The 24,997-nt window shown below is 67.5% G+C and carries 23 protein-coding genes and 8 pseudogenes; 6 read left to right on the top strand and 25 right to left on the bottom strand.

All coding sequences use genetic code 11. The features are described from left to right. The 4 genes and pseudogenes from F0357_RS23865 to F0357_RS25675 all read right to left on the bottom strand — a co-directional run. Positions 1-741, bottom strand: a pseudogene (locus tag F0357_RS23865) (FecCD family ABC transporter permease); the annotation flags it as partial. 26 nt (positions 742-767) lie between these two features. Beyond that, the gene (locus tag F0357_RS23870) at positions 768-1,745 is read right to left on the bottom strand and encodes an ABC transporter substrate-binding protein (protein ID WP_246161941.1); all 978 of its coding nucleotides are present in this window, start codon (positions 1,743-1,745) and stop codon (positions 768-770) included. A 226-nt stretch (positions 1,746-1,971) separates the two neighbouring features. Then, positions 1,972-2,222 (bottom strand): annotated as a pseudogene (locus F0357_RS23875) (DUF1272 domain-containing protein). 200 nt (positions 2,223-2,422) lie between these two features. Beyond that, positions 2,423-3,417, bottom strand: a pseudogene (locus F0357_RS25675) (aldo/keto reductase). A gap of 115 nt (positions 3,418-3,532) precedes the next feature. Here F0357_RS25675 and F0357_RS23885 point away from each other — a divergent pair. Then, positions 3,533-4,441, top strand: a complete 909-nt coding sequence (locus F0357_RS23885) for a LysR family transcriptional regulator (protein ID WP_153490050.1) — start codon at positions 3,533-3,535, stop codon at positions 4,439-4,441. Between the two features lie 7 nt (positions 4,442-4,448). Here F0357_RS23885 and F0357_RS23890 read toward each other — a convergent pair whose 3' ends face one another. From F0357_RS23890 to F0357_RS25055, 9 genes are all read right to left on the bottom strand, one after another. After that, positions 4,449-5,573 carry an iron-containing alcohol dehydrogenase gene (locus F0357_RS23890; RefSeq protein WP_312861806.1) on the bottom strand — a complete coding sequence of 375 codons (1,125 nt, stop codon included), beginning with the start codon at positions 5,571-5,573 and terminating at the stop codon, positions 4,449-4,451. 104 nt (positions 5,574-5,677) lie between these two features. Further along, positions 5,678-6,238: an ABC transporter permease gene (locus F0357_RS23895; RefSeq protein WP_312861808.1), complete on the bottom strand. Its 561-nt coding sequence runs from the start codon at positions 6,236-6,238 to the stop codon at positions 5,678-5,680. Then, positions 6,142-6,510 carry an ABC transporter permease gene (locus F0357_RS24855; RefSeq protein WP_246161956.1) on the bottom strand — a complete coding sequence of 123 codons (369 nt, stop codon included), beginning with the start codon at positions 6,508-6,510 and terminating at the stop codon, positions 6,142-6,144. The genes F0357_RS23895 and F0357_RS24855 overlap by 97 nt, the downstream gene beginning before the upstream one ends. Before the next feature lie 8 nt (positions 6,511-6,518). Next, positions 6,519-7,391, bottom strand: coding sequence for an ABC transporter permease (locus tag F0357_RS23900; RefSeq protein WP_153490062.1), 873 nt, complete (start codon positions 7,389-7,391; stop codon positions 6,519-6,521). A 3-nt stretch (positions 7,392-7,394) separates the two neighbouring features. After that, the gene (locus F0357_RS23905) at positions 7,395-8,492 is read right to left on the bottom strand and encodes an ABC transporter ATP-binding protein (protein WP_208948535.1); all 1,098 of its coding nucleotides are present in this window, start codon (positions 8,490-8,492) and stop codon (positions 7,395-7,397) included. A gap of 83 nt (positions 8,493-8,575) precedes the next feature. Continuing rightward, positions 8,576-9,574, bottom strand: coding sequence for an ABC transporter substrate-binding protein (locus F0357_RS23910; protein ID WP_153491609.1), 999 nt, complete (start codon positions 9,572-9,574; stop codon positions 8,576-8,578). A gap of 5 nt (positions 9,575-9,579) precedes the next feature. Further along, complete coding sequence (locus F0357_RS24860; protein WP_153491610.1) at positions 9,580-9,729, bottom strand: twin-arginine translocation signal domain-containing protein; 150 nt, start codon at positions 9,727-9,729, stop codon at positions 9,580-9,582. A gap of 51 nt (positions 9,730-9,780) precedes the next feature. Further along, the gene (locus tag F0357_RS25050; RefSeq protein WP_208948584.1) at positions 9,781-10,257 is read right to left on the bottom strand and encodes a type I glutamate--ammonia ligase; all 477 of its coding nucleotides are present in this window, start codon (positions 10,255-10,257) and stop codon (positions 9,781-9,783) included. A gap of 40 nt (positions 10,258-10,297) precedes the next feature. Beyond that, entirely contained in the window at positions 10,298-11,122 is an 825-nt protein-coding gene (locus tag F0357_RS25055; RefSeq protein WP_208948585.1) for a type I glutamate--ammonia ligase, read from the bottom strand. 146 nt (positions 11,123-11,268) lie between these two features. Here F0357_RS25055 and F0357_RS25390 point away from each other — a divergent pair, with 146 nt between their 5' ends. After that, on the top strand, positions 11,269-12,066 hold the full coding sequence (locus F0357_RS25390) for a helix-turn-helix transcriptional regulator (RefSeq protein ID WP_153490077.1): 798 nt from the start codon (positions 11,269-11,271) through the stop codon (positions 12,064-12,066). 6 nt (positions 12,067-12,072) lie between these two features. Here the strand turns inward: F0357_RS25390 and F0357_RS23930 are convergent, their stop codons facing one another. The 5 genes and pseudogenes from F0357_RS23930 to F0357_RS23950 form a co-directional block, all read right to left on the bottom strand. Continuing rightward, complete coding sequence (locus tag F0357_RS23930) at positions 12,073-12,573, bottom strand: GNAT family N-acetyltransferase (RefSeq protein WP_312861780.1); 501 nt, start codon at positions 12,571-12,573, stop codon at positions 12,073-12,075. Then, complete coding sequence (locus F0357_RS23935) at positions 12,570-12,824, bottom strand: type II toxin-antitoxin system TacA family antitoxin (protein ID WP_246161850.1); 255 nt, start codon at positions 12,822-12,824, stop codon at positions 12,570-12,572. The genes F0357_RS23930 and F0357_RS23935 overlap by 4 nt, the downstream gene beginning before the upstream one ends. Before the next feature lie 90 nt (positions 12,825-12,914). Further along, a pseudogene (speB, locus tag F0357_RS23940) lies at positions 12,915-13,888 on the bottom strand (agmatinase). A 58-nt stretch (positions 13,889-13,946) separates the two neighbouring features. Further along, the gene (locus F0357_RS23945) at positions 13,947-14,579 is read right to left on the bottom strand and encodes a sugar transferase (protein WP_153490087.1); all 633 of its coding nucleotides are present in this window, start codon (positions 14,577-14,579) and stop codon (positions 13,947-13,949) included. Positions 14,580-14,699: 120 nt separating this feature from the next. Next, positions 14,700-15,248, bottom strand: coding sequence for a winged helix DNA-binding protein (locus F0357_RS23950; RefSeq protein WP_153490088.1), 549 nt, complete (start codon positions 15,246-15,248; stop codon positions 14,700-14,702). A 205-nt stretch (positions 15,249-15,453) separates the two neighbouring features. Here F0357_RS23950 and F0357_RS23955 point away from each other — a divergent pair. Further along, positions 15,454-16,586 (top strand): annotated as a pseudogene (locus tag F0357_RS23955) (LLM class flavin-dependent oxidoreductase). Here F0357_RS23955 and F0357_RS23960 read toward each other — a convergent pair. From F0357_RS23960 to F0357_RS23985, 7 genes and pseudogenes are all read right to left on the bottom strand, one after another. Continuing rightward, a complete protein-coding gene (locus F0357_RS23960; protein WP_246161942.1) occupies positions 16,531-17,223 on the bottom strand; it encodes a carbohydrate ABC transporter permease in 693 nt (230 codons plus the stop codon). The pseudogene F0357_RS23955 and the gene F0357_RS23960 sit on opposite strands and share 56 nt — an antisense overlap. A 554-nt stretch (positions 17,224-17,777) precedes the next feature. Then, the gene (locus F0357_RS24875; RefSeq protein WP_246161945.1) at positions 17,778-18,191 is read right to left on the bottom strand and encodes a type 2 periplasmic-binding domain-containing protein; all 414 of its coding nucleotides are present in this window, start codon (positions 18,189-18,191) and stop codon (positions 17,778-17,780) included. Beyond that, entirely contained in the window at positions 18,155-19,054 is a 900-nt protein-coding gene (locus F0357_RS23965; protein ID WP_246161947.1) for an ABC transporter substrate-binding protein, read from the bottom strand. The genes F0357_RS24875 and F0357_RS23965 overlap by 37 nt, the downstream gene beginning before the upstream one ends. A gap of 75 nt (positions 19,055-19,129) precedes the next feature. Continuing rightward, the gene (locus F0357_RS23970; protein WP_153491611.1) at positions 19,130-19,927 is read right to left on the bottom strand and encodes a carbohydrate ABC transporter permease; all 798 of its coding nucleotides are present in this window, start codon (positions 19,925-19,927) and stop codon (positions 19,130-19,132) included. A 20-nt stretch (positions 19,928-19,947) separates the two neighbouring features. After that, a pseudogene (locus tag F0357_RS23975) lies at positions 19,948-21,077 on the bottom strand (ABC transporter ATP-binding protein). A 307-nt stretch (positions 21,078-21,384) separates the two neighbouring features. Continuing rightward, complete coding sequence (locus F0357_RS25680; RefSeq protein ID WP_512700812.1) at positions 21,385-21,465, bottom strand: hypothetical protein; 81 nt, start codon at positions 21,463-21,465, stop codon at positions 21,385-21,387. Then, the gene (locus F0357_RS23985; protein WP_153491612.1) at positions 21,429-22,178 is read right to left on the bottom strand and encodes an SDR family oxidoreductase; all 750 of its coding nucleotides are present in this window, start codon (positions 22,176-22,178) and stop codon (positions 21,429-21,431) included. The genes F0357_RS25680 and F0357_RS23985 overlap by 37 nt, the downstream gene beginning before the upstream one ends. Positions 22,179-22,333: 155 nt before the next feature. Between F0357_RS23985 and F0357_RS23990 the strand changes: the two are divergent. From F0357_RS23990 to F0357_RS24000, 3 genes and pseudogenes are all read left to right on the top strand, one after another. Then, positions 22,334-23,184 (top strand): annotated as a pseudogene (locus tag F0357_RS23990) (DeoR/GlpR family DNA-binding transcription regulator). 74 nt (positions 23,185-23,258) lie between these two features. Next, a pseudogene (locus F0357_RS23995) lies at positions 23,259-24,054 on the top strand (BtpA/SgcQ family protein). 109 nt (positions 24,055-24,163) lie between these two features. Further along, positions 24,164-24,997 (top strand): FGGY family carbohydrate kinase (locus tag F0357_RS24000; protein WP_246161949.1); only part of this gene is annotated, 834 nt, incomplete at its 3' end.

A 24,997-nucleotide genomic window follows, 5' to 3' on the forward strand; every position in this document is an offset into this window, starting at 1 on the left:
TGAGGCAGAATAATGTGAGCCGCGCCCTGGCGACGTCGACGCCGAGCGCCCGCCGCGGCCCTCGTCGCCGAAGGCGAAGGCATCGAGCACCCGCGCTTGGGTCAGGCACGCCACGAGGCCGGCCCCGACGACGCCCGCGACCAGCGCGAACTCCGGCCAGCGCACACCCCCGAAGCTGCCGAGGAGCCAGAACATCACGTCACGGGCCTGCTGGGCGTTAGCCGAGGTGGTCACGATGTAGGCCGTCGTCGCATTGAAGAGTTGCGAGGCGGCGACGCCCGCGAGAATGGTGCGGTCCGCGCCGGCGGCGGTGCCGTTCGACAGGAGGGCGACGAACAGGAAGGCCGCGAACGCGCCGGCGAATGCGCCGGCCGAGAGCGACACAGCCCCCGCACCGAGGCCGAGGATGACGATCGCGACCGCGCCTGTCGAAGCGCCGGCCGAAACGCCGAGGACGTAGGGTTCGGCGAGCGGGTTGCGCAGCAGCGCCTGCATGATCGCCCCGCAGAGCGCGAGGCCCGCGCCGCAGAACGCCGCGACGAGAGCCCGGCTGAGCCGGTAGTCCCAGATCACCGTCTCCTGAATCCGGCTGAGTGCCACATCGGTCCAGCCGAGCCGGTTGGTCACCGCCGCGACGGTCGTCGTCAGGGGGATCGGCAGATCGCCGACCCCGACGCTCACACCGACGACGGCGAGCACCGCGGCGAGGGACAGGATCGTCAGGCCGAGGAGCAGGCCCATCCGCCGGAGGGAGCGCACCGGTCCGCTCACCGGAGGAGACCGAGGGCCTTCAACTGCGCGGCGACCTGCTCCGCGCCGTAGATCGTGCGCACGCCGGGTTTCATCGCCTGGCCGTCCATGACGACGATCGCCTTCGACTTCACGGCCGGCAGTTCGCTGAGGGCGGGGTCCGTGGTGAGAAAGCGCACCTTGGCGTCGGACTTATCGAGTTCCCAACGATTGCGGTCGAGGCTCGCGGCGACGATCACGCCCGGGTTGGCGGCGATGATGCTCTCCCACCCGACCGTGGGCCACTCCGCCTCCGACGCGATCGCGTTGGTGCCGCCGAGCAGGTTGGCGATGTAGCCCGAGGCACCGTTCTTGCCGCCCACATAGGCGTCCGCGGACGGCGACGGGCTCGAGAACCAGAACAGATAGGAGAGCGGCTTGCCGCTCGTGCCGTTGTTCTGGACCATTGCGCGCAGGGCGGCCTCGCGCGCTTTGAAGTCGGCGATGAGGGCCTGGCCGCGATCCTGGACGTCGAAGATACGGGAAAGCTCGTCGATCTCCTGATAGAGGAGCGCGCTCGTCCACAGGCGGTCACGGCTCCCGTAGGTGTCCTTGGTCGCCTTGGTGTCGAGGCAGGTGCTCGGCGAGAGGTAGGTCGGCACGCCGACCTTTTCGAAATCCTCGCGTTTGGCGACCTTGCTGTTCGGACCGAGCAGGCTCGGCAGGGCCGCGGCGACTAAATCGGGGTCTTCGGCCAGCATCGATTCGAAGGTGGGGAACTCGACCGTGAGGAGCTTCACCTTGGCGTTGGCCGCGGCGAGCTGGGGCATGACGTGGCTGGGCCAGAAGGCGGTGCCGACCATCCGATCCTGTAGCCCGAGCAGAAGGAGAATCTCGGCGCTGTTCTGCCCGAGACCGATCGCCCGCTGCGGCGCCTTCGGGAACGTGACCTCGACCCCGCAATTCTCGAGGACGAGGGGATAATGCGTCGACGCGGCCTGCGCCGCATTCAGCATCAACAAAAGTGCAAATATAGAATTAGAGAATTTAAAAAGAGATAGAATTCGAGTCATGCCGTGTCCCAGATCTTTCCCATCTTGCGGCCGCTATATCAGGATCGGTCGGGACGACAAGAGGTAAGAACGAACACTGCTGCGAGAGGTGATTATAGTTATTCTAAGCGGATGTGACCCTATACGCAGACCGGCGGGCCGGCGCGGGTTCGCGCCGGCGCTCACGGCATTACATCGCGGGAGGCAAACAGCCGTCGGCCTTGAGGATACGCTTAGTGGAGGCTGGGTTCCGATCGAGCATGTGCGCCGGACGGATTGGTCGAACGACGAGGTTGCCCCCGCAATTGGGACTCGTGCCCCGAGCACGCCGTCCGCGCAGGTCGCGCAAAATGTGCATTCGAATGTGCAGATACGGGCGTTCATGCTGGATGGCGGAAGGTCGCTATCACAGCATTCACAATTGGGTCGCAGCTCAAGCATTCGAGGCCTCCATCATTTGCGCCCATCGTCCCGAATATCCTCGGATCACGCAATAATCCGAGGCTTGGTCGCGTCACCGCTCGGGAGGCCGGCCGGCTCGAAATCTCTTTGTTCGGCCGGCAGCCTTGCTGGGCGGAATCGATGAAGTCCCACGTGAGGCGCCTCGGAGGAGGCGTTCGATCGCCCGATCCGGGCCGTCCTCAGCGGCGTTCGCTGTCGAGATCGGCCATCGCCTGAGCGTGATAGCGGTCGCCGCGCGCGGCGCCCTTCGGGACGGCGTGCTCGATCGCGGCGAGGTCTTCGGCGGAGAGCCGGACGTCGAGCGCGGCGAGGGCGTCGGTGAGTTGGGCGGGCCGGCGGGCGCCGATTAGGGGCACGATGTCGTCGCCTTGGGCGAGGGCCCAGGCGATCGCAGCTTGGGACATCGGCAGGCCTTTCGCCTCGGCGACGGCACGCAGCGCCTCCACGAGCGCGAGGTTCGCCGCGCCGTTCTCGCCCTCGAAGCGCGGGCTGTGGGCGGGTAGTCTCCGGCGCCGTAGCCGCCCGGCCGCCAACGGCCGCCGAGCATGCCGCGCGAGGATGCCGTAGGCCGTGACGTCGATGCCGAGATCGCGCAGGGTGGGGAGGATCTCGTCCTCGATGCCGCGCGAGAGCAGCGAATATTCGATCTGGAGATCGACGATCGGGTGCACCGCCGCCGCGCGGCGGATCGTTTGCGCGCCGACCTCCGACAAGCCGATATGGCGGATGTGCCCCGCCTTGGCGAGTTCGGCGAGGGTGCCGATCACCGCCTCGACGTCGGTGCGGGCGGCAGGCGGGCCGGCCTGTAGATATCGATGTATTCGGTGCCGAGGCGCTTGAGCGAATAGGCGAGGGCCGTCTTGATCGCTGCGGGGGTCAGGGCATAGCCCAGCCATTGGCCGGTCGGGTCGCGCTGTGCGCCGAACTTGACGCTGAGCACGTAGCGGTCGCGGGCGATGCCGCGAAGCGCTTCGGCGACGAGCATCTCGTTGTCTCCCATGGCGTAGAAATCGCCGGTGTCGAACAGGGTGACGCTGGCATCGAGCGCGGCGTGGATCGTGGCGATGCTCTCGGCGCGGTCGGCCGGACCATAGACGCCGTCCGACATGCCCATGCAGCCGAGGGCGAAGGCGGACACGACGGGTCCGGTCTTTCCGAGTTGGCGGGTCTTCATCGGGTTGATCTCCTCGAAGCAGCGGGGAAAGGCCCGTCCGTGAAACGAAGATGCATCCGATAAGATCGTGCGATAATCCGTAGATCATGGAACGACGTGTACGGAATTCCGCACAATGGCCGACGCCCCGCTCGACGATCTCCACGCCTTCGCTGCCGTCGCCCGCGCCCGCGGCTTTCGCGGCGCGGCTGTTGCGGAAGGCGTCTCTGCCTCCGCGTTGAGCGAAGCGGTGCGTCGGCTCGAGACGCGGCTCGGCGTCCGCCTGCTCAACCGCACGACCCGCTCCGTCGCCCCGACGGAGGCAGGTCTCCGGCTGCTCGAACGTTTGACGCCCGCGCTCGACGAGATCGCCGCCGCGCTCGACGGGATCAACAGCGTCCGGGCGCGCCCGAGCGGCACCCTGCGGCTCAACGTGCCGGTGATCGTGTCGCGCTTCGTGCTGCCGCCGATCGTCGGCGGATTTCTGAGCGCCTATCCGGACATCACCCTCGACGTCATGGCGGAGGACAGCTTCGTCGATATTCTCGCCGCCGGCTTCGACGCGGGCGTGCGTTATGACGAACGGCTCGAGCTCGACATGATCGCGGTGCCGATCGGCCCGCGCACCCAGCGTTATGTGGCGGCGGCGTCCCCGGCTTATCTCGCGGCGCATGGCCCGCCGAACCATCCCGGCGACCTCGTCGGACATGCCTGCATCCGCCACCGCTTTCCGGGCCGGGCGAGCCCGGCATGGGAGTTCGAGCGGGGCGACGAGATCGTGCGGGTGAGCGTCCAGGGACCGCTCGTCGCCTCGACGCTCGATCTTCAGATCGCCGCGGCCGTCGCCGGCCTCGGCATCCTCTATTCGTTCGAGGATGCGCTCGCGCCGGAGATCGCGGCGGGCCGGCTGGTGCCGGTGCTGGAGGACTGGTGGCAGTCCTTTTCAGGGCCCTATCTCTATTATGCGGGGCGGCGTTATCTGCCCGCCCCGCTTCGCGCTTTCGTCGATTATGTGCGGGTGCTTCCCGCCTCCGCGGCCGGGTGAGCGCGCCTCAGAGGCGGCCGTCGATCGCCCGGTCGAGCAGGCCCCGGAGGTTCGCCGTGTCGAGGGCGATCGGGTTGCCGCCGGCGCACGGGTCGGCGAGCGCCATCTCGACCACCTTGTCGCGGTCGATGTCGTGAAGGCCGATGTCGCCGAGGGTGGCGCCGATGCCGAGCCCGTCGCGCAGCCGGACGATCCATTGGATCACCGCGTCGCCGTCGTGGGCCGGCAGGTCGAGGATGCGGGCGAGCGCGGTCAGCTTGTCCTCGACCGCCGGACGGTTGAAGGCGACGACATAGGGCATCAGCACCGCGTTGAGCAGGCCATGATGGGCGTCGTGGAGGGCGCCGAGCGGATGGGCGAGGGCGTGGATGGCACCGAGCCCCTTCTGCAGCGCCACGCAGCCCATGCCGGAGGCGATCAGCATCTGCGACCGTGCCTCGATGTCGGAGCCGTCCGCGACGGCGCGCGGCAGGTGCTCCTTGATGAGCCGCATCGCATTGAGCGCGACGCCCTCGGCCATCGGGTGGAAGGTCGGCGCGCTGTAGGCTTCGAGGGCGTGCGAGAGCGCGTCCATCCCGGTCGCGGCCGTCACCTTGGCCGGCAGGCCGAGGGTGAGCTCGGCGTCCATGAAGACGATGTTCGGCATCATCCGGGGATGGAAGACGATGACCTTCCGCCCCTCGGTTTCGTGGGTGATGACCGAGGAGCGGCCGAGCTCGGAGCCGGTGCCGGCGGTCGTCGGGATCGCGATGACGGGGATCAGGGCGCTGGTATCGACCCGCTTCCAGTTGTCACCGATGTCTTCGAAGTCCCACATCGGGCGGCTCTGGGTCGCCATCAGGGCGATCGCCTTCGCCGCGTCGAGGGCACTGCCGCCGCCCAGCGCCACGACGAGATCGTGGCCGCCGGCTTTCAGGGCCGCGACGCCCGCCGCGACGTTGCCGCCGGTCGGGTTCGGCTTGACGTCCGAGAAGAGCGCAGCCGTGACGCCACCCGCCGCGAGCACGTCCATGACCCGGGCGGTGAGCGGCAGATCGGCGAGGCCGCGGTCGGTGACGACGAGCGGACGGCGCGCTCCGAGCTCGGCGACCGCGGCGGCGAGTTCGGCGATCCGCCCCGCGCCGAAGCGCACGGAGGTCGGGAAGCTCCAGTTGGAGACGGCCGCGCAGCGGGCGGCGCGGCCGGAAGGACGCGGGCTCGGCGATATCGATCATGGCACCCTCGGAGGACTAGGGATCAGGCCGGTTCGGCGAGGCGGTTACGGCGGGCGGCGCGACGGCGCACGACGTCCGCGACCACCACCAGCACCAGCGCCGGAATGAAGTTCAGCGTGGCGAGCGCGGGATAGATCGGCGAGGAGCCAACCGCGATGCCGCTATAGACGAAGGTCGGCAGCGTACGGATCGTGCCGCCGAGGCTGTAGGAAATGTAGAAATTTCCCCACGACAGCAGGAAGGCGAAGCTCGCCGCCGAGAAGATCCCGGGCCACAGCAGCGGCAGCGTGATCTCGCGGAACACGACCCACCCGCTCGCACCGGCATCGCGCGCGGCGTCTTCCAGCGTCTCGTCGAAGCCGTAGACCTGCACCGCCACGATCACCAGCGTGAACGGCGTGATGTAGACGATGTGGCCGATGACGACGCTCGCGAGCCCGGTGGTGAAGCCGAGCCATTGGCCGAGCACCGAGAACCACAGCAGCATCACCACGCCGAGCAGGAGCTGCGGAAAGAGCAGCGGCGCGAAGGTGAGGGCGCGGAAGAAGGTCTGCAGCCGGAAGCGGAAGCGGATCCAGGCGATGGCCCGGCGGCGCCGAGAACCGTCGCGAAAATCGTCGTGATCGCAGCGATCAACGCCGAATTCTTCAGCGCCGGGATGAAGTCTCCCTTGGCGAACAGGGCCGGGTACCATTCGGTGGACCAGGTCTCGATCGGCAGCGTGAGCATGCGGCTGCCGGTGAACGAGAACACGACGAGGGTGATGATCGGCACGTAGAAGAAGGCGAGCAGGAGAGCGACGGAGCCCACCAGCAGGGTGTCGACGAGGGCGCTCTTGGTACGGTCTGACATCATGCTTCCCCTCACGCCGGGCTCGCCACGCGGCGGCGGCGCATCGCCACGAGGGCGGAGATCGCGAGCGAGAGGGCGCCGATGACGATGAGCACCAGGGTCAGCGCGGCGCCGAGCGGCCAGTTCACCCGGGTCTCGAAGCTCTGGCGGATGAGTTCCGAGGCCATCGGCGAATTGCCGCCGCCCATCACCTTCGGCTCCAGGAAGGCGCCGAGGCTGAGGACGAAGACGAGCACCGCACCGGCATAGAGGCCCGGCTTCGAGAGCGGCAGCGTCACCTCGAAGAACGTGCGCAGGCGAGAGGCGCCTGCGTCATAGGCGGCGAGTTGCAGGTCGCGGTCGATGCGCACGAGCGACAGGTAGATCGTGAACATCGGATAGACGGCGAGGTTGTAGACCATGCCGATCATCGTCGCGGACGGGGTGAAGAGCAGATTGAGCGCCTGCGGCCCAAACCCGAGATAGGATAGCCCCCAGTTCAGCACGCCGTTCTTGTCGAGCACGAGGATCCAGCCGAACGTCTTCAACACGGCATCGGTCAGGAAGGCGAAGGTGATGAGGATGGTCACGTGCCGCTGGAGGCTGCCGAGCCGCGTCGCCAGCGCATAGGCGACCGGCATCGCGATCGCGAGCGACAGCACGACGCAGACGAGCGACATCGCCACGGTGCGCAGCATGATCGTCCAATAGAACGGCTTGCCGAACACGTCGCGCCAGGTGGCGAGGTCCCAGGTCCAGATCAGGCGGTAATATTTGGTGGTCTGGAAGCTCAGGATGCCGGTCATCGCGAGCGGCACCAGGAAGAAGACGATCATCAGGAGCGTGAGCGGCACCGTGGTGCCGAGGAGCAAGGGATCGCGCCAGGATTTCCGATCAATCCGCATCTGTCACTCCCGGATGAGCACGATGTCGGACCGGTCGAAGCCGATCGTCACGGCCTCGCCGACGGCGGCCGGCAGGTTCGGCGTGCCCGGCAGGTCCATCACGACCGGGACGGGGTGCCCCTCGACCCGGACGCGATATTGGATCGAGGCGCCTTTGACGAAGAATTCCTCGACATGCCCCGCGAGCGTGGCGAAGGGCTGGGGCTCGTTCGCGCCGGCGAAGCGGAGCGCTTCGGGGCGCACCAGGAGGAGGGCGCTCGGGCCCGTCACGGCGCTCGTCGCCTGCGCCTTGGAAACGAGCGCGCCGGTGCAGGAGATGATCGGCGAGCCGAAGGCGATGTCGTCGCCCGGCCCCGCATCGATGCGCACGGGGAACAGGTTGGTGTCGCCGATGAAGCTCGCCACGAACGAATCCGCCGGGCGATAATAGATCTCGGACGGCGTGCCGATCTGGACGACGTTGCCGGCGCGCATCACGCAGATGCGGTCGGCGAGCATCATCGCCTCTTCGAGATCGTGGGTGACGAGCACGAACGAGGTGCCGAGATTGCGGTGCAGGTTCTTCAGTTCCGCCTGAAGCGACTTCTTGAGCTTGGCGTCGAGGGCGCTCATCGGCTCGTCGAGGAGGAGCACGCCGGGTTGGGAGACGAGGGCGCGGGCCAGCGCGACACGCTGCTGCTCGCCGCCCGAAAGCTGCGCCGGGAAGCGGTCGAGATAGGCCGTCTTCAGGTGCATCAGTTCCAACATGGCGCGGATGCGCGTCTCCGCCTCGGCGGCGGGCACCTTCGCGAGCTTCAGCGGAAAGCCGATATTGTCGCGCACCGTCTTATGGGGAAACAGCGCGAGCTTCTGGAACACCATGCGGGTCGGCCGCTTGGCCGCCGGCACGTCGTTCATGTCGCGCCCCTCGATCTTCAGCGTGCCGCCGGTCGGCTGCTCGAAGCCGGCGACGATCTTGAGGAGCGTGGTCTTGCCGCAGCCGGACGGGCCGACGAGCGCGACGAATTCGCCCGCGCCGACCTCGAGCGACACCGAATGGAGCGCACGGAAGGGGCCGTAATCCTTGACGATGGCGGACGCTTCGATGATGGGGCTCGGCAATGGTCTCGCTCGCGCAATGGGATCGGTCGGGAATAGGGGAGCCCGCCCGGCGGATCGTCGGGCGGGCTCGCGGGGGCGGGACGTCAGCGGGCCGCGAGTTCTTCCTGCCAGATCGCCAGCATGTCGTCGATGTTCGGCGCGATCGTGTGGAACAGGCTGTTGTCCCAGGCGTGCCACATATAATCCATCTGCAACGCGCTCTTCTGCTCCGGCGTGAACAGCGCTTCCGCCTTCTGGTTCGGCACCAGATTGCAGGTCGCCTCGGTGATCGCGAGCTTCACCGCGACGTCTGGCGAGACGATGTATTTCAGGAACTTCTTGGCGAGCGTCGGGTCGTTGCCGTTGTCGAGGAGGCCGGTCGCCTCCATCCAGATGATGCCCTGCTTCAGCCCGTTGCGGGGCTCCGGCACGATCGACTGCACATAATCGTGGCCGGCGAGGCGCAGCGACGAGGTGCAGTAGGAGCCGCCGCCGATCAGGCAGCGGAACGAGCCGTCGAGCAGGCCCTTCTGGGCGATGGCGAGATCGCCGACGATGGCGCGGGTGTTCTTGAACGCCGCGCGCAGCACCTTGCGGACTTCGTCGAGCTCGTTCTTATCGAGCTCCTTGTAGGGGTTCACGCCGGCATAGAGGGCGAGCGGCATGATCGGCCAATCACCCCAATCGAGCAGGCAGATCTTGTCGCGGTAGGCCGGATCGAAGACGGGAGCGTAGCTCGACCAGGTCTCGAGCTTGTCGAACTTGGTGTTCACGGTCGGGCCGACCCAGCCCCAGCGCGTCGGCAGGCCGGTCGCCTTGCCCTCGTATTGCAGCGGCGCGAACGGCGCGCGGAACTGCGGATAGAACTCGGCATATTGGTCGGCGAACTCGGCATCGTCGATGAAGCGGTCGATGCCGGCCGGACCCATGCGGGCGATCCAGGGGCTGTCCGAAGACACGAGGTCGAAGGCACGGTAGGCACCGGCCGCGAGCTTGGCGAAGCCGCCGGCGGAATCGGTGATCAGATCGACCGAGATCTGGACGTCGTTCGCCTTCTGGAAGGGATCGAGGATCGCCGGGGCGTTGTAGCCCTCCCAGCACATATAGTTCAGCGACTGAGCGGCGCGGCGCCCTGGAACGCGCCCGGCAGCACGCCGCCGGCCGCAAGCGCCGCGCCGGCGCCCATGCCCTTCAGCACGGTGCGGCGGGACAGCGGGGACTTCATCGCATTCGGGGTGTTGGGATCGTCTTTCGTCACGGGTTCGGTCCTTGTTCTGGCTCTGGAAGGGTTGCGAAGCACGGTTCGAGGTCAGACCACCTCGAGGTAGCGGCGGATTTCCCACGGGCTGACATGGCGGCGATATTCGGCGTCCTCGAAACGTCGGGCGGCGGCGAACGCATCGACGAAGGCGTCCCCGAACAAGGCGCGGGCCGGCGCCGAGGCGGCGAAGCGCTCGGCGCCCCGGCCGAGATCGGACGGGAAGACGGCGGCCGGGTCCGGCGTCGCGGCATAGAGATTGGCACGGCTGCCCGGCGGCGGCTCGATCTCGTTGCGGATGCCCCAGAGACCGGCACCGAGGCACATGGCGAGCGAGAGATAGGGGTTGGTGTCCGCGGAGGGGACGCGGAACTCGACGCGCGTCGCCTCCGGCGCGTCGTTGATGACGCGCACCGCGGCGGTGCGATTCTGCACGCCCCAGTTCGCCGCCGTCGGCGCCCAGGCGCCCGGCACCATGCGCTTGTAGGCGTTCACCGTGTGGCTGCACATCGCGAGCATCTCGGGCATCAGCGCGACGAGGCGCCGATGAAGTGCCGCGCGGTCCGGCTCAAGCCCTCCGGCTCGGCCGCGTCGTGGAAGGCCGGCGTGCCGTCCGGCGCGTCAGCGAGACGTGGAGATGGCCCGACTGGCCGGCGAGATCCGGCGACAGCTTCGACATGAAGGCCGCGGTCAGCCCGTTGCGCAGAAAATAGGCCTTGGCGAAATTCTTGAAGAGTGCGGCGTCATCGGCGGCCTTGATGCCCTTGGCGTGGTGCAGCGGCGCCTCGAAGCACCCCGGCCCGAGCTCGGTGTGGATCGCCTCGATCTCGATGCCGAGCGTCTCCATCGTCTGCCGGAGCCCGCCGATCAGGTCGCCGTAGAGCGCGGTCGTCTGGAGCGAATAGGTGCGGTTGCCTTGCGCGAAATGGTCGAGGCCGGTGAAGTCCTTGGCGCGCAGGCTCTCCGGCGTCTCGTCGAAGACGAAGAATTCGAACTCGAAGGCGGCGTTGACGTCGAAGCCGAGCGCGCCGAGCTCGGCGATCATTCGAAGGGCCTGGGTGCGGGGAGAGAGCGCGCCGAAGTCGCCCTCGAAATCGGCGATGCACACCGCGGCCTTGTCGGCGAAGGGATAGCGGCGCAGGTTTTCGGCAAAGAGCGTCGCGGGCCGGTCGATATAGGCACCGCTGTCGTAGGTCTTCTCGGCGGTATCCCAGCAATAGAGCACTTCGCAGAAGGGATAGCCCTTGGCGGCGAGCTTCACCGCCTTGTCGGCCGACACCTGCTTATGGCGGAACACGCCGTCCGGATCGAAGATGCCGATATGCACGTCGCGCGCATCGAGTGCTGCAAGACCGGTCTCGAGCTGCCGCGCCGCGTTGTGCCGATCCGTCATTCCGCCATGTCCCCCAACCGCTCTCGGCGATTGTTTGCTCTGTGAACCTTTTCATCAGGCTAGGGGCGGGCGGATGCGCTAGGAATATCCCTCGGGTATAGGCGTGCGAAAATCCGCGCCCCATCCGACAGCAGGGAGACCGACGCGTGCAGAGCGCTTTCGCGGACTGGAATGCGGCCGTGGGCCGGGGGCTCGAGGCCCTCGGCACGGCGGAATTTCCGCGCGCTCTCGAAGACGCAGTGCGGGCGGCGGTGCCCTTCGACATCTTCATGGTGTTCGCCTATTCGGGGCCGGAAAACCCGATCTGCCTCGCCCACAACATGGATGGCGGCCGGGCCGAAACGGTGATCGAGGCCTATGCCCGCGGGCCCTATCTGCTCGATCCGTTCTATGGCGCGGCGATCGGCCACGAGCCGGCCGGGGTGATCCGCCTGAAGTCGCTGGCGCCGGACCTCTTCTACACCTCCGAATATTTCAAACAGCATTATGAGCGGACCTGCATCCGCGACGAGGTCGGCTTCCTCCTGCGCCCGGCGCTGGGGACGGCGATCGTCGTCAGCGTGACGCGGCCGATCGACGGGCCGGCCTTCTCCGCCCGCGACATGCAGACGATCCGCGCGATCGAGCCGGTGGTCCGCCGGCTCGGCGAGAGCCACTGGCGCGACATCGGCCAGCGTTTCACGCCGGGGCGTCGCAACGGGGCGAAGGCGGGGCCGATCGACCGCGCGCTCGACGCCATGGCGGTCGGCCACCTGACGCCGCGGGAGATCGAGATCACGGCTCTCGTGCTGCGGGGCCACTCGAACGCCTCGATCGCCGACCTTTTGAAGATCAGCGCCGGGACAGTGAAGATCCACCGCCGCAACATCTACCAGAAGCTTCAGATCGGCTCCCAGGCCGACCTCTTCGCCCGCTTCATCGCCCACCTCGCGACGGTGAGCTGAGGGGGGCTAGAGCAGGCTCAGGGCCGTTGCGATCGGGAGGAAGAGCGTGCGCGGCCGTTTGATCAACTCGACGAAGCCGAACGAGGCATAAAACGAGGCCGCGTTGTCGTCGATCGCGTCTGCGAAGATCGCGTGCGCACCGATCGGGGCGTCCGCCACGGTCTTGATGGCGTCGAAGAGCAGCGCCTCCCCGAGACCCTGTCCGGCATAATCGCGGTGCCGGCCGAGCCATCCAATGAGGACCGCAGGCACAGCCGGATAGCGCGGCAGCTTCCTCGCGAACGGCTGCGGCACCGCCGTCAGCGGCACGTTGCTCGAAGATAGAGTGTAGAAGCCGGCAATCTGGTCCGTCGCCTTCTCCAGCGCGACGAAGCATGTGGCGTAGTTGCGCTTCACATCCTGCGAGACTGTTTCGCGAAAATAGAGATCGATTCGTTCGTTTCCGCAGGTGAAGCCGCCGCGGTCATGCGCCCGCGAGAGGGGCTCGATGACGAAGCGGGGGCTCACCGGCGCTCGATCAAGTCGGCATGGCGCTTCGCGGCGCGGCTCAAGCGGGCGTTGGGAGCCGGCGGATCGATAAGGGCCTCGGCGAATCGAATCTGGTCTTCCCGCGCGAGCCGCAGGATCTCTGCGTCTTCGATGACGCGCCGTGCATCCTCCCCAGCGGTTGCGATCAGATAGCCCGTGAGGGTCATGCCGCGAAGTCGCGCGGCGCGCTGCATCTGGTCGTAGATCTCGACCGGAATGCGCGCCTCCAACCGGGCCGTCTCAGCTTCCGTCTGCGATTTCGGCATGGCGTCCTCCTGTCGAGATAAAATACGGCAAGATGCCGTATTTTCAAGGGCGCCTCACCTCGCGCCCGCAGACGATCGCGTCTCCGCCACCTGCCGGGCGACGAGGCAGAGCAGTTCGAACAGAATGGTCGCCCCGGCGAGTGCGGTCATGCCGGCGAGATCGAATGGGGGCGAGACTTCGACGACATCGGCGCCGACGATCCGCACGCCCTCGAGGAGCCGAACCAGCGCCTGCGCCTCCCGGGTGGTGAAACCGCCGATCTCGGGCGTTCCGGTCCCCGGCGCCATCGACGGATCGATGCAATCGACGTCGAAGGAGATGTAGGTGGGACCGTCGCCGACGATCGCCCGCGCCTCGGCCATGATGTCGGACGCACCACGCCTGACGAACTCCTCCATGTAGACGATGCGGATGCCCTGATCCTTCGCCCAGGCGTGTTCGTCGGGGGCGTAGATCGAACCGCGGATGCCGATCTGCACGACGCGGTGCGGGTCGAGCAGACCCTCCTCGATGGCACGGCGGAACGGGGTGCCGTGGGTGTAGAGGTTGTCGCCGAAATAAAGGTCGTTGGTGTCCGAGTGCGCGTCGAAATGGATCATGCCGACGGGACCCGAGCGGGCGACGGCGCGCAGCACGGGAAGCGTCGTCAGATGGTCGCCCCGACGGCGAGGGGAACGGCGCCGGCCACCACCACGCTGCGCACGCCGGCCTCGATCCTGGCAAGCGCGTCCAGGAGGTCGATCGGATTGACGGAGAGATCGCCGATGTCGGCCACGCGGGCGAGCTTGAACGGTTCGATTCCGGAAACGTGGTGGGTCGAGCGCATCAGGGTCGATTGGTTGCGAACCTCGCGCGGCCCGTGGCGGGCGCCGGCGCGATTCGTCGTGCCGCCGTCCCAGGGGATGCCGAACAGGGCGATGTCGAGCTCCGCCGCGGACGTCGCGAGCGGGAGCCGCATGAAGGTTGCTGGCCCTGCGAACCGCGGAACCAGGCCGGAATCGATCGGCTGCGGAAAGGATGTGCTCATCGATCGTCCGGTTGCGGCGGCGGGCGTGGGCTTGGCGGCGGGAGATCCGCCGCGATCATCATCCGCGCATTCGGCCCCGTACGACAAGAGCGAGGCTGCGGCCGATGATGTGAAGATCGAGCGCCAAGGTGCGATGCTCGACATACCAGAGATCGTGGCGCAGGCGTTCGGCCATCGCCTCCGGTTCGGGCGCGGGGCCGCGCCAGCCTTGGACCTGAGCCCACCCGCTGATGCCGGGCAGAGCCCGCTGCCGATCGCGATAGCGGGGGAGCAGGTCTGCGAGGCAGGCGTCTTCCTCGATCGCGTGGGGACGCGGGCCGACGAGCGACATGTCGCCGGCGAGAACGTTGACGAGTTGCGGCAGTTCGTCGAGGCCCCGCGGCCGCAGAAAGGCGCCGAGCCGGGTGACGACCGTCGGGCTCCCCGGATCTCGGCCGGCGTGCCGCATCGTCCGGAACTTCCAGATCACGAAGGGTCGCCCGCCGCATCCCGTCCGCGCCTGCCTGAACAGCGCCGGGCCGGGGCTGTCGAGCCGGATCGCGAGGGCGAGGAGCAGCATCGGCAAAGCGAGCAGCACGAGGCCGACGCTCGCCCCGACGAGGTCCAGAAAACGCTTCGCCGCCGCCGACCGCGCTCGGTCTCGCGGAACGGCGCGCCAAGGCGTCTGAATGAGTGCCGCCCGGGCCCTCATGCGGCGGATCCTCCCCCGAGAGATCGACGCTGACACCGCCGCGGACCGGCCGGGCGCAACCCGCATTGAGGCACAAGCCGTGAACGTCCGCAATCCCAACGTGTGGTCGGTTGTGGTGCGTCAGGAGCGGCGGTGGGTGGCCGCCACGCGGGCCGCCTGATCGTAAAGGCCGGAGAGGAGTTCGAGGGTCCGCCGCGCCTCGGCGAGCCTTGCCTCGAAGCCGGGCACCGCCTCGATCGCGGCGATGAGGAGAGCCCGACGGATCTCGGCGTAGCGGTCCGTCACCTCGCGCCCCTTATCGGTGACGGAATAGGTGACGCCCGAGCGCCCCGATCCCGAGCGCACGACGAGCCCGGCCCCGATCAGTTTGCGCAGGCTGTATTGGATGTTCGGGATGTCGTCGCGGTTGGTGAGGCGGGCGAGGTCCTTCACGCTCTTGGGGCGGTCGTTCATGCGGATGACGTGGAGCATCGCGTTTTCGGGCCCGCTCGCCGGCAGGTCGATGGCGCCGCGCAGGCACTCCGCCTGCCAGCGGCCGAACGATTCAAAGGTCCGCATCAGCGAGAACTCGAGCTCGGTCGCATCGACCTCGATCGCCGTCGTCGCGAGATGCCAGCGGCGGTCGAGTGCCTCCGGATGATCGATGCCTTTGACGCGCTTCGCCGCCATCCCGCCGTCCCTCTGCCTGGGCGCGAGGATAGCCGCCGCGGCGATTGCCGCCAAACGGACTTTACGATAGAATTTCAATCATAAAATAAATCCTATCCAGGGGCCTTCCATGACCACAACCGCGACCTCCTCGCCGTCCGTCAACCCGATGTTCCGGCGCGACCGCTTCCTGCTCGGCACGTTCGCGTCCAATTGCTCCGGTGGCATGACCGTCACCAAGGTGCCGGAGCGCTGGTCGAGCACGTGGGACAACAACCTCGCGCTCGCCGGCCTGCTCGACGATGCCGGCATCGACTTCATGCTGCCGATCGCCCGCTGGATAGGCTACGGCGGCGAGACCGACTTCCACGGCTCCGTGCTCGAGACGATGACCTGGGCCGCTGGCCTGCTCGCCCGGACGCGACGCATCGCCGTGTTCGCGACCATCCACACGACGGCGAACAACCCGGTCGTGGTGGCGAAGCAGATCGCGACCATCGATCACATCAGCCGGGCCGTGCCGGGCTCAACATCGTCGCCGGTTGGAACAAGCCAGAATACGAGGCGCTCGGCCTGACGCTCCCCGACGACCACGAGACCCGTTACGGCTATGCTCAGGAATGGTTCGACATCATCCGCAAGCTGTGGAGCGCGGACGAGCACTTCGACTGGAACGGCACCTATTTCCATCTGAAAGGTGTGAAGGGCGAGCCGAAGCCGTTCGCCGGCGAGCCGCCGATCCTCAACGCCGCGGGCTCGCCGCAGGGACGCGAGTTCGCCACGCGAAACGCGAACTTCCTGTTCACCCCGGCGATCGATCTCGGTCGCTCGACGGAGGAAATCGCGGAATTGAAGGGCGCGCCCGAGGCGAAGGGCCGCTCGGTTGACGTGCTGACGTTCTCGCACGTGGTGTGCCGCCCGACGGAGGCCGAGGCACTCGCCTATCTGGAGCACACGGGGAAGACCAATGCCGATTGGGCGGCGGTGGACAATCTGATCCGCCTGCAATTCGCCCACGCCCAGTCGTTCCCGCACGATCTTCTGGCGCTGATCCGCGACCGCATGGCGGCGGGCCACGGCGGCTTCCCGCTGGTCGGCACGCCGGAACAGGTGGCGGACGGCATCAGCGCGCTCGCGGCGGCGGGCTTCCGCGGCACGACGCTGTCGTTCGTCGATTATGTCGCCGAGTTCCCCTATTTCCGCGACACCGTGCTGCCGATCCTCGCGGCGCGGGGCTCCGCCCGGAGGCGTGAGACCTCCGTGAGTGTCAGCGTGAGGGCGCCCGCGGGGCGCCCTCGTCGCGTCAGCGCCGGCGTTCGAGCAGGGCGAAGAAGGCGATCGTCATCGCCAGCACGATGAGCAGGAGAACGAACGCCGCCGCCGCGCCCTCGTTCAGGGAAAGGCCAAGGAACGCACGGCGATAGGCGAAGAAGCTCAGAACTTCCGTGGAGGTGCCCGGACCGCCCTTGGTCAGCACGTAGGGCAGATCGTAGGTGCGGAATTCGTTGATGAGCTGGATCACGACGGCGATAGCGGCGACCGGGCGCAGCATCGGCAGGGTGATGAACCAGAATTGTTGGAGCTGCGAGGCGCCGTCGACATCGGCGGCCTCGTAAGGATCGCGGGGCAGAGCGGCGAGGCCGGCCGCGAGAATGAGCACGACGAAGGACGTCTGCTGCCAGATGTCGATGCCGGCCATCGTCCAGACCGCGATATCGGCCGAGCCGAGCCAGTCCATGCGCGGCAAGCCGACCGTCTCGAGGACATGGTTGACGATGCCGAGATTGGGTTGCAGCAGCATGCGCCAGATGAGGGCGACGCTGACCGGCGACATCGCCATCGGAATGGTCAGGATCGCGAAATAAACCGGCTTCATGCGCACGGTCCGGTTCAGCATGAGCGCGATGCCGAGCCCGAAGACGAACTCACCGACGACGGTGACGACGGAATATTTCACCGTGAGCCAGAGCGAACCCCAGAACAGCGGGTCGCTCATGACGGTGGCGAAGTTCTTGAGCCCGACGAGCGGCGCGATCGCCGGCTTCAGCAGGGTCAGAGAGGAGACGAGATCGCACGATAGGCGAGCGGAAGCATGACGATCGCGAGCGTGAGAAGCATCGCACGCGAGCGGAAGCAGGCGAGACGTCGAAGACGAACGCCGCGGGGCAACGACGACGACGAGCGAGCGCGAATCGAGCGAGAACGCAGGAGACGCTGCGAACGCGAGGAGCGCGCGAGGAGCGGCGCGAGCGTCGGGACACGAGGAGGTCAGCGGAGGCGAGCGGACGGCAGATGCGACGGCGGCAACGGCGAACGCACGTGCCGGACGACTGCAGAGCGGGAGCGCGGGGGGAAGCGTGCGCGCAGCCGCGACCGCGCGCCGCGCGCGCGAACGCAGGCCAGAAGGAGGTGCCGAGGCGGACGTCGTCTGGGCGGAACTGGTTGTGATTCTCGGGAGGTCTGCGGCGGGAACAAGGCCGGCACGCTTCCACGGGTGGGGGACGCGAAGCGTGCCGGCAGCTCGCCGCGGAAGCGCGGGCGGCATTCGAATTACTTGTTCAGGAGCTGGGTCAGGCCGTCGGACGCCGCCTTGAGAGCCGCATCCGGGGTGGCTTGTCCGCCCGCCGCAAGCGAGAGCTGAGCCCCGAGGACGTCTTCATATTGGGCAGAGTAGGCGAAAATAGGGAAGGATTTTCCGGACGCGACGACGTCGAGCGCGGTCTTGTAGAAGGGATATTTGGCGAGAACCGCCGGATCTTCGTAGACATCCGAGCGGACCGGAGCATGGCCTTCAAGGGCGCGGGCGACCTCGATCTTCTTGCTCTGCACCCACTGGATGAACTTCCACGCCGCTTCCTGACTCTCGGGCGAAGTGTTCTTCGGGATACCCCAGCCCCAGCCGCCGCTTTCGCCGTGGCCGCCCGGCATCACCGAGAGGGCGACCTTGCGGCGACCGCCGGGCACTTCTCCTTGTTGTCGATCTGCGGCAGCATCCACCAATAGGTGACCATGCTGAACGCCTGGCCGCTGCACATCAGGCGCATGGTATCGTCGAGGGTGGCCGACAGGGCACCCTGCTGCGCGCCGTTCTTGATGTTGTCGACATAGAGGCCGAGGGCCGTCTTGCCTTCGGCGCTGTCGAGCGCGACCTTGCGATCGGCGCCGAGATAGGTGCCGCCGGCCGAGAACAGGTAGTTCGAGAACTCCATCGCGTTCGGATCGCCGCGCTGGCCCTGCATCGCCGCACCGGCGACGCCCGCCTTCTCCTTCATGAACTTGGAGATCGCGACATAATCGGCAAGCGTCTCGGGCTTGGCGAGCTCCTTGCCGGTCTCGGCCTTGTAGGCCTCCTTCAGCTTGGCATCCTCGATGAGGTCGGTGCGATAGATCAGCCCCATCGAGTAGTTGTACATGGGGATGAGCGGAAGCTGCGCATCGGTGCGGCCGAGCAGATCGAGCATCGCCGGGATGAACGGCTTGAGATCGAAGTCGGACTTCTCGACCAGCGGCTTCAGGTCGACGAGCCAGCCAGCGGCCGGGAATTCACCCGCCCAAAGGAAGTCCACCTCGAGGAGGTTGTAGTAGCTTTCCGGTGCGACGAGCTGGGCGACCAGCTTGTCGTGCATGTCGCCGTAGCCGATCTTCTCGAACTCGACCTTGACCCCCGTCTCCTTCTCGAAGTCGGGCAGCATCTTTTCGATGATCTGCGTCTCCGGCACATCCTCCATGAGCGCGTGGAGGGTGACGCCTTCGGCGAAGGCCGAAGGCATGGCGGCGAGCATCGTCGCCCCCATCAGGGCCGCGAGCGCGGTACGTTGGAAGGCCATCACGTTCTCCTCTTGCCTCTGCTGCGGCGGGCTCTCCGGCCCGTCACGACTACGCCGCGGGATGACCTCCCGCGGTCATTTCACGCTGCCGAACGTGAGCCCCTGCACGATGAAGCGCTGGATGAAGCGCGAGGCGATCACGAGCGGAAGGATGGCGAGCACCACGCCGGCCGAGACCTTGGCGATCTGAACGCCGTTCGAGGTCTGCAGCGCGGCGAGCGCGACGGGGACGGTGGCCGTGGCCGGTCCGCTCAGCACCAGGGCGAAGAGGAACTCGTTCCAGGCGAGAATGAAGCCGAGCACGCCGGCAGCGGCGATGCCGGGCAGAGAGACCGGGAGCACCACGCGCCAGAACGCGCCCCAGGCGGTGGCGCCGTCGGTCTGCGCGGCCCATTCGAGATCGACCGGGATACCCTCGAAGAAGCCCATCAGGATCCAGGTGAGGAAGGGCAGGTTCAGCGCGGCATAGACGATGACGAGCCCGGTCAGGGAATTCGTCAGCCCGAGCATGCGGAAGAGGGTGAAGGTCGGCAGCACGATCGCGACCGGGGGCAGCATCTGCGTCGCGAGCACCGCGAAGCGCGCCGCCGGCCCCCCGTTTTGAAGCGGGGCGAAGGCGTAGCCCGTCATCGCGGCGAAGGGGAGCGCGAGCACGACAGAGCCGATCGCGACCACGAGGCTGTTCAGATAATAGGTGCCGAAATGGTTGCGGGTGAACAGACCAACATAGTTCTCGAGCGTCGGCTGCGGCAGCAGATCGGTCGAGTAGGAGAGGCTTTCCGGCACGAGACTCGTGCGCAGCACCCAGAGCGGGGGCAACAAGACCACCGCCGAGACGATGAGCAGGCCGAGATGCAATCCGAAGCGGCGCATGTGGGTCCTCTCCTCCCGTCTCAAGCCGCTGCCAAAAGCGGCGGGCGGGGCAGGGCCTTGGTCGTCTCGGGGTCGAAAAGGTGCATCGGCAGCGCATCGACATAGAGTGTGACGCGGCTGCCGACGGGGGCCGTGAAGTGACGGCTCAGCCGCGCGGCAATCTCGATCGGCTGGCTTGTGCCAAGCTGGCCGATCAGGATGTTTTCGACGCCGAGCGCCTCCACCGCGACGACCGTGAGCTCGATCGGCTGCCAGGCCGGGTTGTGCTGCGTATCGTGGATATCTTCCGGCCGGAGCCCGAAGATCACCGGCTTGCCGGCGGCGCCGGCATAGGGGGCGCGGTGGCGATCCGGAACGGCGAGAGCGAGTCCGTCACGCGCCACGCTCAGCGCGCCGTCGGCGGCGCCTTCGAGGCGCGCGGGCACGAGATTCATCGGCGGCGTCGCGAGGAAGCGGGCGACGAAGGTATCGGCGGGTTGGCATAGACCTCGAGCGGCTTGCCGACCTGCATCACGCGGCCGTCGCGCATGATGACGATGCGGTCGCCCATCGTCATCGCCTCGACCTGATCGTGGGTGACGTGGATGATGGTGCGTCCGAGCCGGCGATGCAGCTTGACGAGTTCGAGGCGCATTTCGGCGCGAAGCTGCGCGTCGAGGTTCGACAGCGGTTCGTCGAGTAGGAAGGCTTCCGGCTCGCGCACGATGGCGCGGCCGAGGGCGACGCGCTGGCGCTGGCCCCCCGAAAGCGCTGCCGGTTTGCGGTCGAGATAGGAGGAGAGGCCGAGGAGCGCGGCGGCCTCGGTGATCTTCCCCTCGATGACCGAGGACGAAACGCCGCGCATCTTCAACCCGAACGCCATGTTCTGCCGCACGCTCATATGCGGGTACAGGGCATAAGACTGGAACACGACGGCGATGTTGCGGTCGCGGGGCGCGACGTTCGTCACGCTGCGCCCGCCGATCCGCAGGTCGCCCGCGCTGATGCTCTCGAGGCCCGCAATCATACGCAGCGTGGTGGACTTCCCGCAGCCCGACGGGCCGAGGAAGATCATGAATTCGCCGTCCTCGATCGTGAGGTCGATCTCGCGCACGGCGTACGCCCCGTTGGCGTAGACCTTGGAAACCTTGTCGAGCTCGATCGACGCCATCAACAAACCTCGGAACAGCGCAGCACGTCGGCACGGACGCGGAACGAAGACGCGCGCGGCACATCGGCCGCGCATGAGCCGCCGTTCGGCGGGGCGGTCCCACGGGAAAGACCCTGCGGGCCCGGAGGCGGAGGCTGATCCGCCGCGCTCCGGCGGGCAACGGGCCCGCCGGAACGAACTCAGTGTATGTTCACAAAAGCAAACATCGCAAGCGACAAAATGATCGAATTTGTTTCGTTCCCAAGTTCGATCTGCCTCAATCGCAGGCAGGCCCAGGGATTGGGCTCCGCCTGCGCCGATGGCACCCTCAGGTCATGTAGACGCCGCCGGTCACGTTGATGCCCTGCCCGGTCATGAAGCGGGCCGCGTCGGAGCACAGGAACACCACAACTCCGGCCACGTCTTCCGGGTTTCGAGCCGGCCGAGCGGCGTCTGCGAGACGTACTCGTTGATCACCTGCTCGGGCGTGATGCCGCGCAGCTCCGCCTCCCAGATGACCTCGCGGGACTGCATGCTGGTCTTCACAAAGCCCGGGCACACGGCGTTGACGCGGATGCCCTTCGCGGCGAGCTCCTTGGCGAACGCCTGGGTCCAGCCGAGCACGGCGAACTTGCTCGCGGAATAGTGGGCGAGCAGGCCCGCGCCCACCTTGGCGGCGAGCGAGGCGGTGTTGACGATCACGCCGTGGCCCTGGGCCACGAAATGGCGGCCGACGATCTGGTTGGTCAGGAAGACGCCGCGGGTGTTGACGTCGAAGTTAAAATCCCACTCCTCGTCGGTCAGGTCGAGGGCGCGCTGCATCGTCGAGACGCCGGCATTGGCGACGAGGATTTCGATACCGCCGAGCGCCGCGAGAGCCGCCTGGAACGCCGATTCGACCGATGCGCGCTTGCGCACGTCCACTTCGATCGCGACCGCTCCGCGGCCGATTTCGGCGGCGGTCTGCGTGGCGGCGGCGAGGTTCAGATCGGCAACCGCGACCCGGACGCCCTGGGCGGCGAGCGCCTCCGCGATGGCCCGGCCGATGCCGGCCGCAGCGCCGGTCACGATGGCGCGCTTGCCCGCGAATTCAGGCAGGTGAGGGGAGGCGGATGCGGTCATGGGGAAGCTCCTCGCTGCTGATGCGTCTCGGGTATACCAACAAAAATGAACGCTGCAATCGGCATTCGTGTTTGATTTTGTTCGCGTGGGATATGGTTTGCGTGGCGGCGACGAGTCCGCCGGCGGGCGATCCGCCTGTCTGTCCGAGGTGTCGCATGTCCGTGGAGACGAGAACGTCGGTGTCGGAGCCGGCCGCCAAGCAGCGCGGCACGGATCGCCAACGCATGCTCTCCCCGACGCGGCACGAGCGGATTCTGGAAATGTTGCGAGCGAGCGGCACGGTCTCCGTCACCGAGATGGCCGAAACCCTCGCCGTCTCCGACATGACGGTACGTCGCGATCTCGTCGAACTGGAGCGCGCCGGGCGTCTTGAGCGCGTGCACGGCGGCGCCGTCATCCGCGCCGCGGCACCGGCCGTCGCCATGGACAGCGAGGAACCGAGCTTCACCGCGCGCCTGGAGCAGCGGCGCGGGGCCAAGGAGCGTATCGCCGCCGAGGCCGCCTCGATCATCGCGGGCCAGCGTGCCATCGCGCTCGACGTCGGGACCACCACGTTCCTTCTGGCCGAGCACCTCAAGGGGCTGCCGCACGCCAAGATCTTCACCAACAGCCTGCGCATCGCGACCGCGCTGGCGGGGACCGAACCCGAGGTCTATGTCCCCGGTGGCCGCCTCCGCGCCGACGAGATGTCGCTGTGCGGGCCGACCGCCGTGGCGCAGTTCGAGCAGCTCTGGTTCGACGTCTGCGTCATCGGCGTTTCCGGCGTCACCAGCGCCGGCCTGTTCGATTATTCCTTCGACGATACCGAGCTGAAGCGCGTCTATCTGCGCCGCTCCGGCCTCAAGATCGTGCTGTGCGATTCGACGAAGTTCCGTCGCATGTCGCTCGTGCAGGTCGCTGCCCTCGAAGACATCTCCCTTCTCATCACCGAGGCGGCCCGCCTCCCGATGTCGCCGCCGCCCTGGCTCAGGCCGGGGTGGAGGTGAGGATCGCCGCCGGGGCCTGAGGCCGCCGGCACCGCCTTATCCATCCGCCTTCCTTCGCCCGCGGGCGGGCGCCGCACCACCAGGAGTTTGCGACATGATTTTCGAGTTCTTCGGGTCGAAGAAGAAGGCCGTCATCGCGATGGCGCACATCGGCGCGCTGCCCGGGACGCCGCTTTATGACGCGAAGGGCGGCGTCGCCAACTCGTCGACGGCGTCCTCGCCGATGTCGAGAAGCTCCAGGCCGGCGGCGTCGACGCCATCATGTTCGGCAACGAGAACGACCGCCCCTACGTCTTCAAGGCGCCGCCGGAAGGCATCGCCGCGATGACCGCCGTGGTCGAGGCCGTGAAGCCCGCGCTGAAGGTGCCGTTCGGCGTCAATTATCTGTGGGACCCGACCGCGAGCGTGGCGATCGGCGCGGCGACCGGCGCGAAGTTCGTCCGTGAGATCTTCACCGGCCTGTTCGCGTCCGACATGGGCCTGTGGGAGCCGAATTGCGCCGCTGCTTCGCGCCTGCGCCACAATCTCGGCCGCGACGACATGAAGCTCCTCTTCAACATCAACGCCGAGTTCGCCCACTCGCTCGATCAGCGCCCGATCGAGCTGCGGGCCAAGAGCGCCGTGTTCTCCTCGCTCGCCGACGCGATCCTCGTCTCCGGCCCGCTGACCGGCCAGCCGGCCGATCAGTCGCACCTGCGCAAGGGGAGACGGTGACGGACGTTCCGATCTTCGCCAACACCGGCGTCAACATCGATAACGTCCGCGACGTGCTCTCGGTCGCCTCGGGCGTCGTCATCGGCACCCACTTCAAGGTCGACGGCAACACCTGGAATGCCGTGGACGGCGACCGGGTGAAGCGCTTCATGGACGTCGTCGCGACGCTGCGCTGAGCCGCGGACCGGCGCGACGCGCGCCGACCGCCTTTCCCCACGACAAAGCGGCCGGCGGGACCCATCCGGGTGCCGGCGGCCGATTCGCTCCACAGGAACCGCACCGACCATGACCTGCGTCCTCGGTCTCGACATCGGAACCACCTCGACGATCGGGATTCTGATCCGCCTGCCGGATCAGGTGCTCGGCCTCGCGTCGCGGCCCGTCACCCTGTCGTCGCCCCACGCGGGCTGGGCCGAGGAAGACCCCGCCGAATGGTGGGCCAATGTCGGCGCCATCTGCCGGGAGCTCCTCGCCACGACGGGGATCGCACCGTCCGAGATCGCGGCCGTCGGCGTCACCGGCATGCTACCCGCCGTCGTGCTGCTCGGCCGGGACGGGCGGGTGCTGCGTCCCAGCATCCAGCAGAGCGACGGCCGCTGCGGGCGTGAGGTCGCCGAACTCCGCGCCGAACGCGATGAGGCGGCCTTCATCGCCAAGGCCGGCAACGGCATCAACCAGCAGCTCGTCACCGCCAAGCTGCGCTGGATCGAGCGCCACGAGCCGGATGTCTTCAGCCGCATCGCGACGGTGTTCGGCTCCTACGATTATGTGAACTGGCGCCTCACCGGCGAACGGGCCGTCGAGCAGAACTGGGCGCTCGAAGCCGGCTTCGTCGACGTCGTCAAGGGCGTGATCGACGACGACCTCGTCGCGCTCGCGCACATCCCGCGTGCCGTGGTGCCACGCAAGGTCGCCTCCCACGAGGTCCTCGGCCGGGTTCAAGCTGCGGCCGCCGCGGAGACCGGCCTCGCCGAGGGTACCCTGGTCGTGGGCGGCGCTGCGGACATGATCGCCTCGGCCCTCGGCGCCGGCATCGTGTCGGCCGGCGACGTGCTCCTGAAGTTCGGCGGCGCCGTCGATATCCTGACCGCGACCGATCAGGTCCGCCCCGACCCGCGG

Source organism: Segnochrobactrum spirostomi, from assembly GCF_009600605.1.
GTDB classification, from domain to species: domain Bacteria; phylum Pseudomonadota; class Alphaproteobacteria; order Rhizobiales; family Segnochrobactraceae; genus Segnochrobactrum; species Segnochrobactrum spirostomi.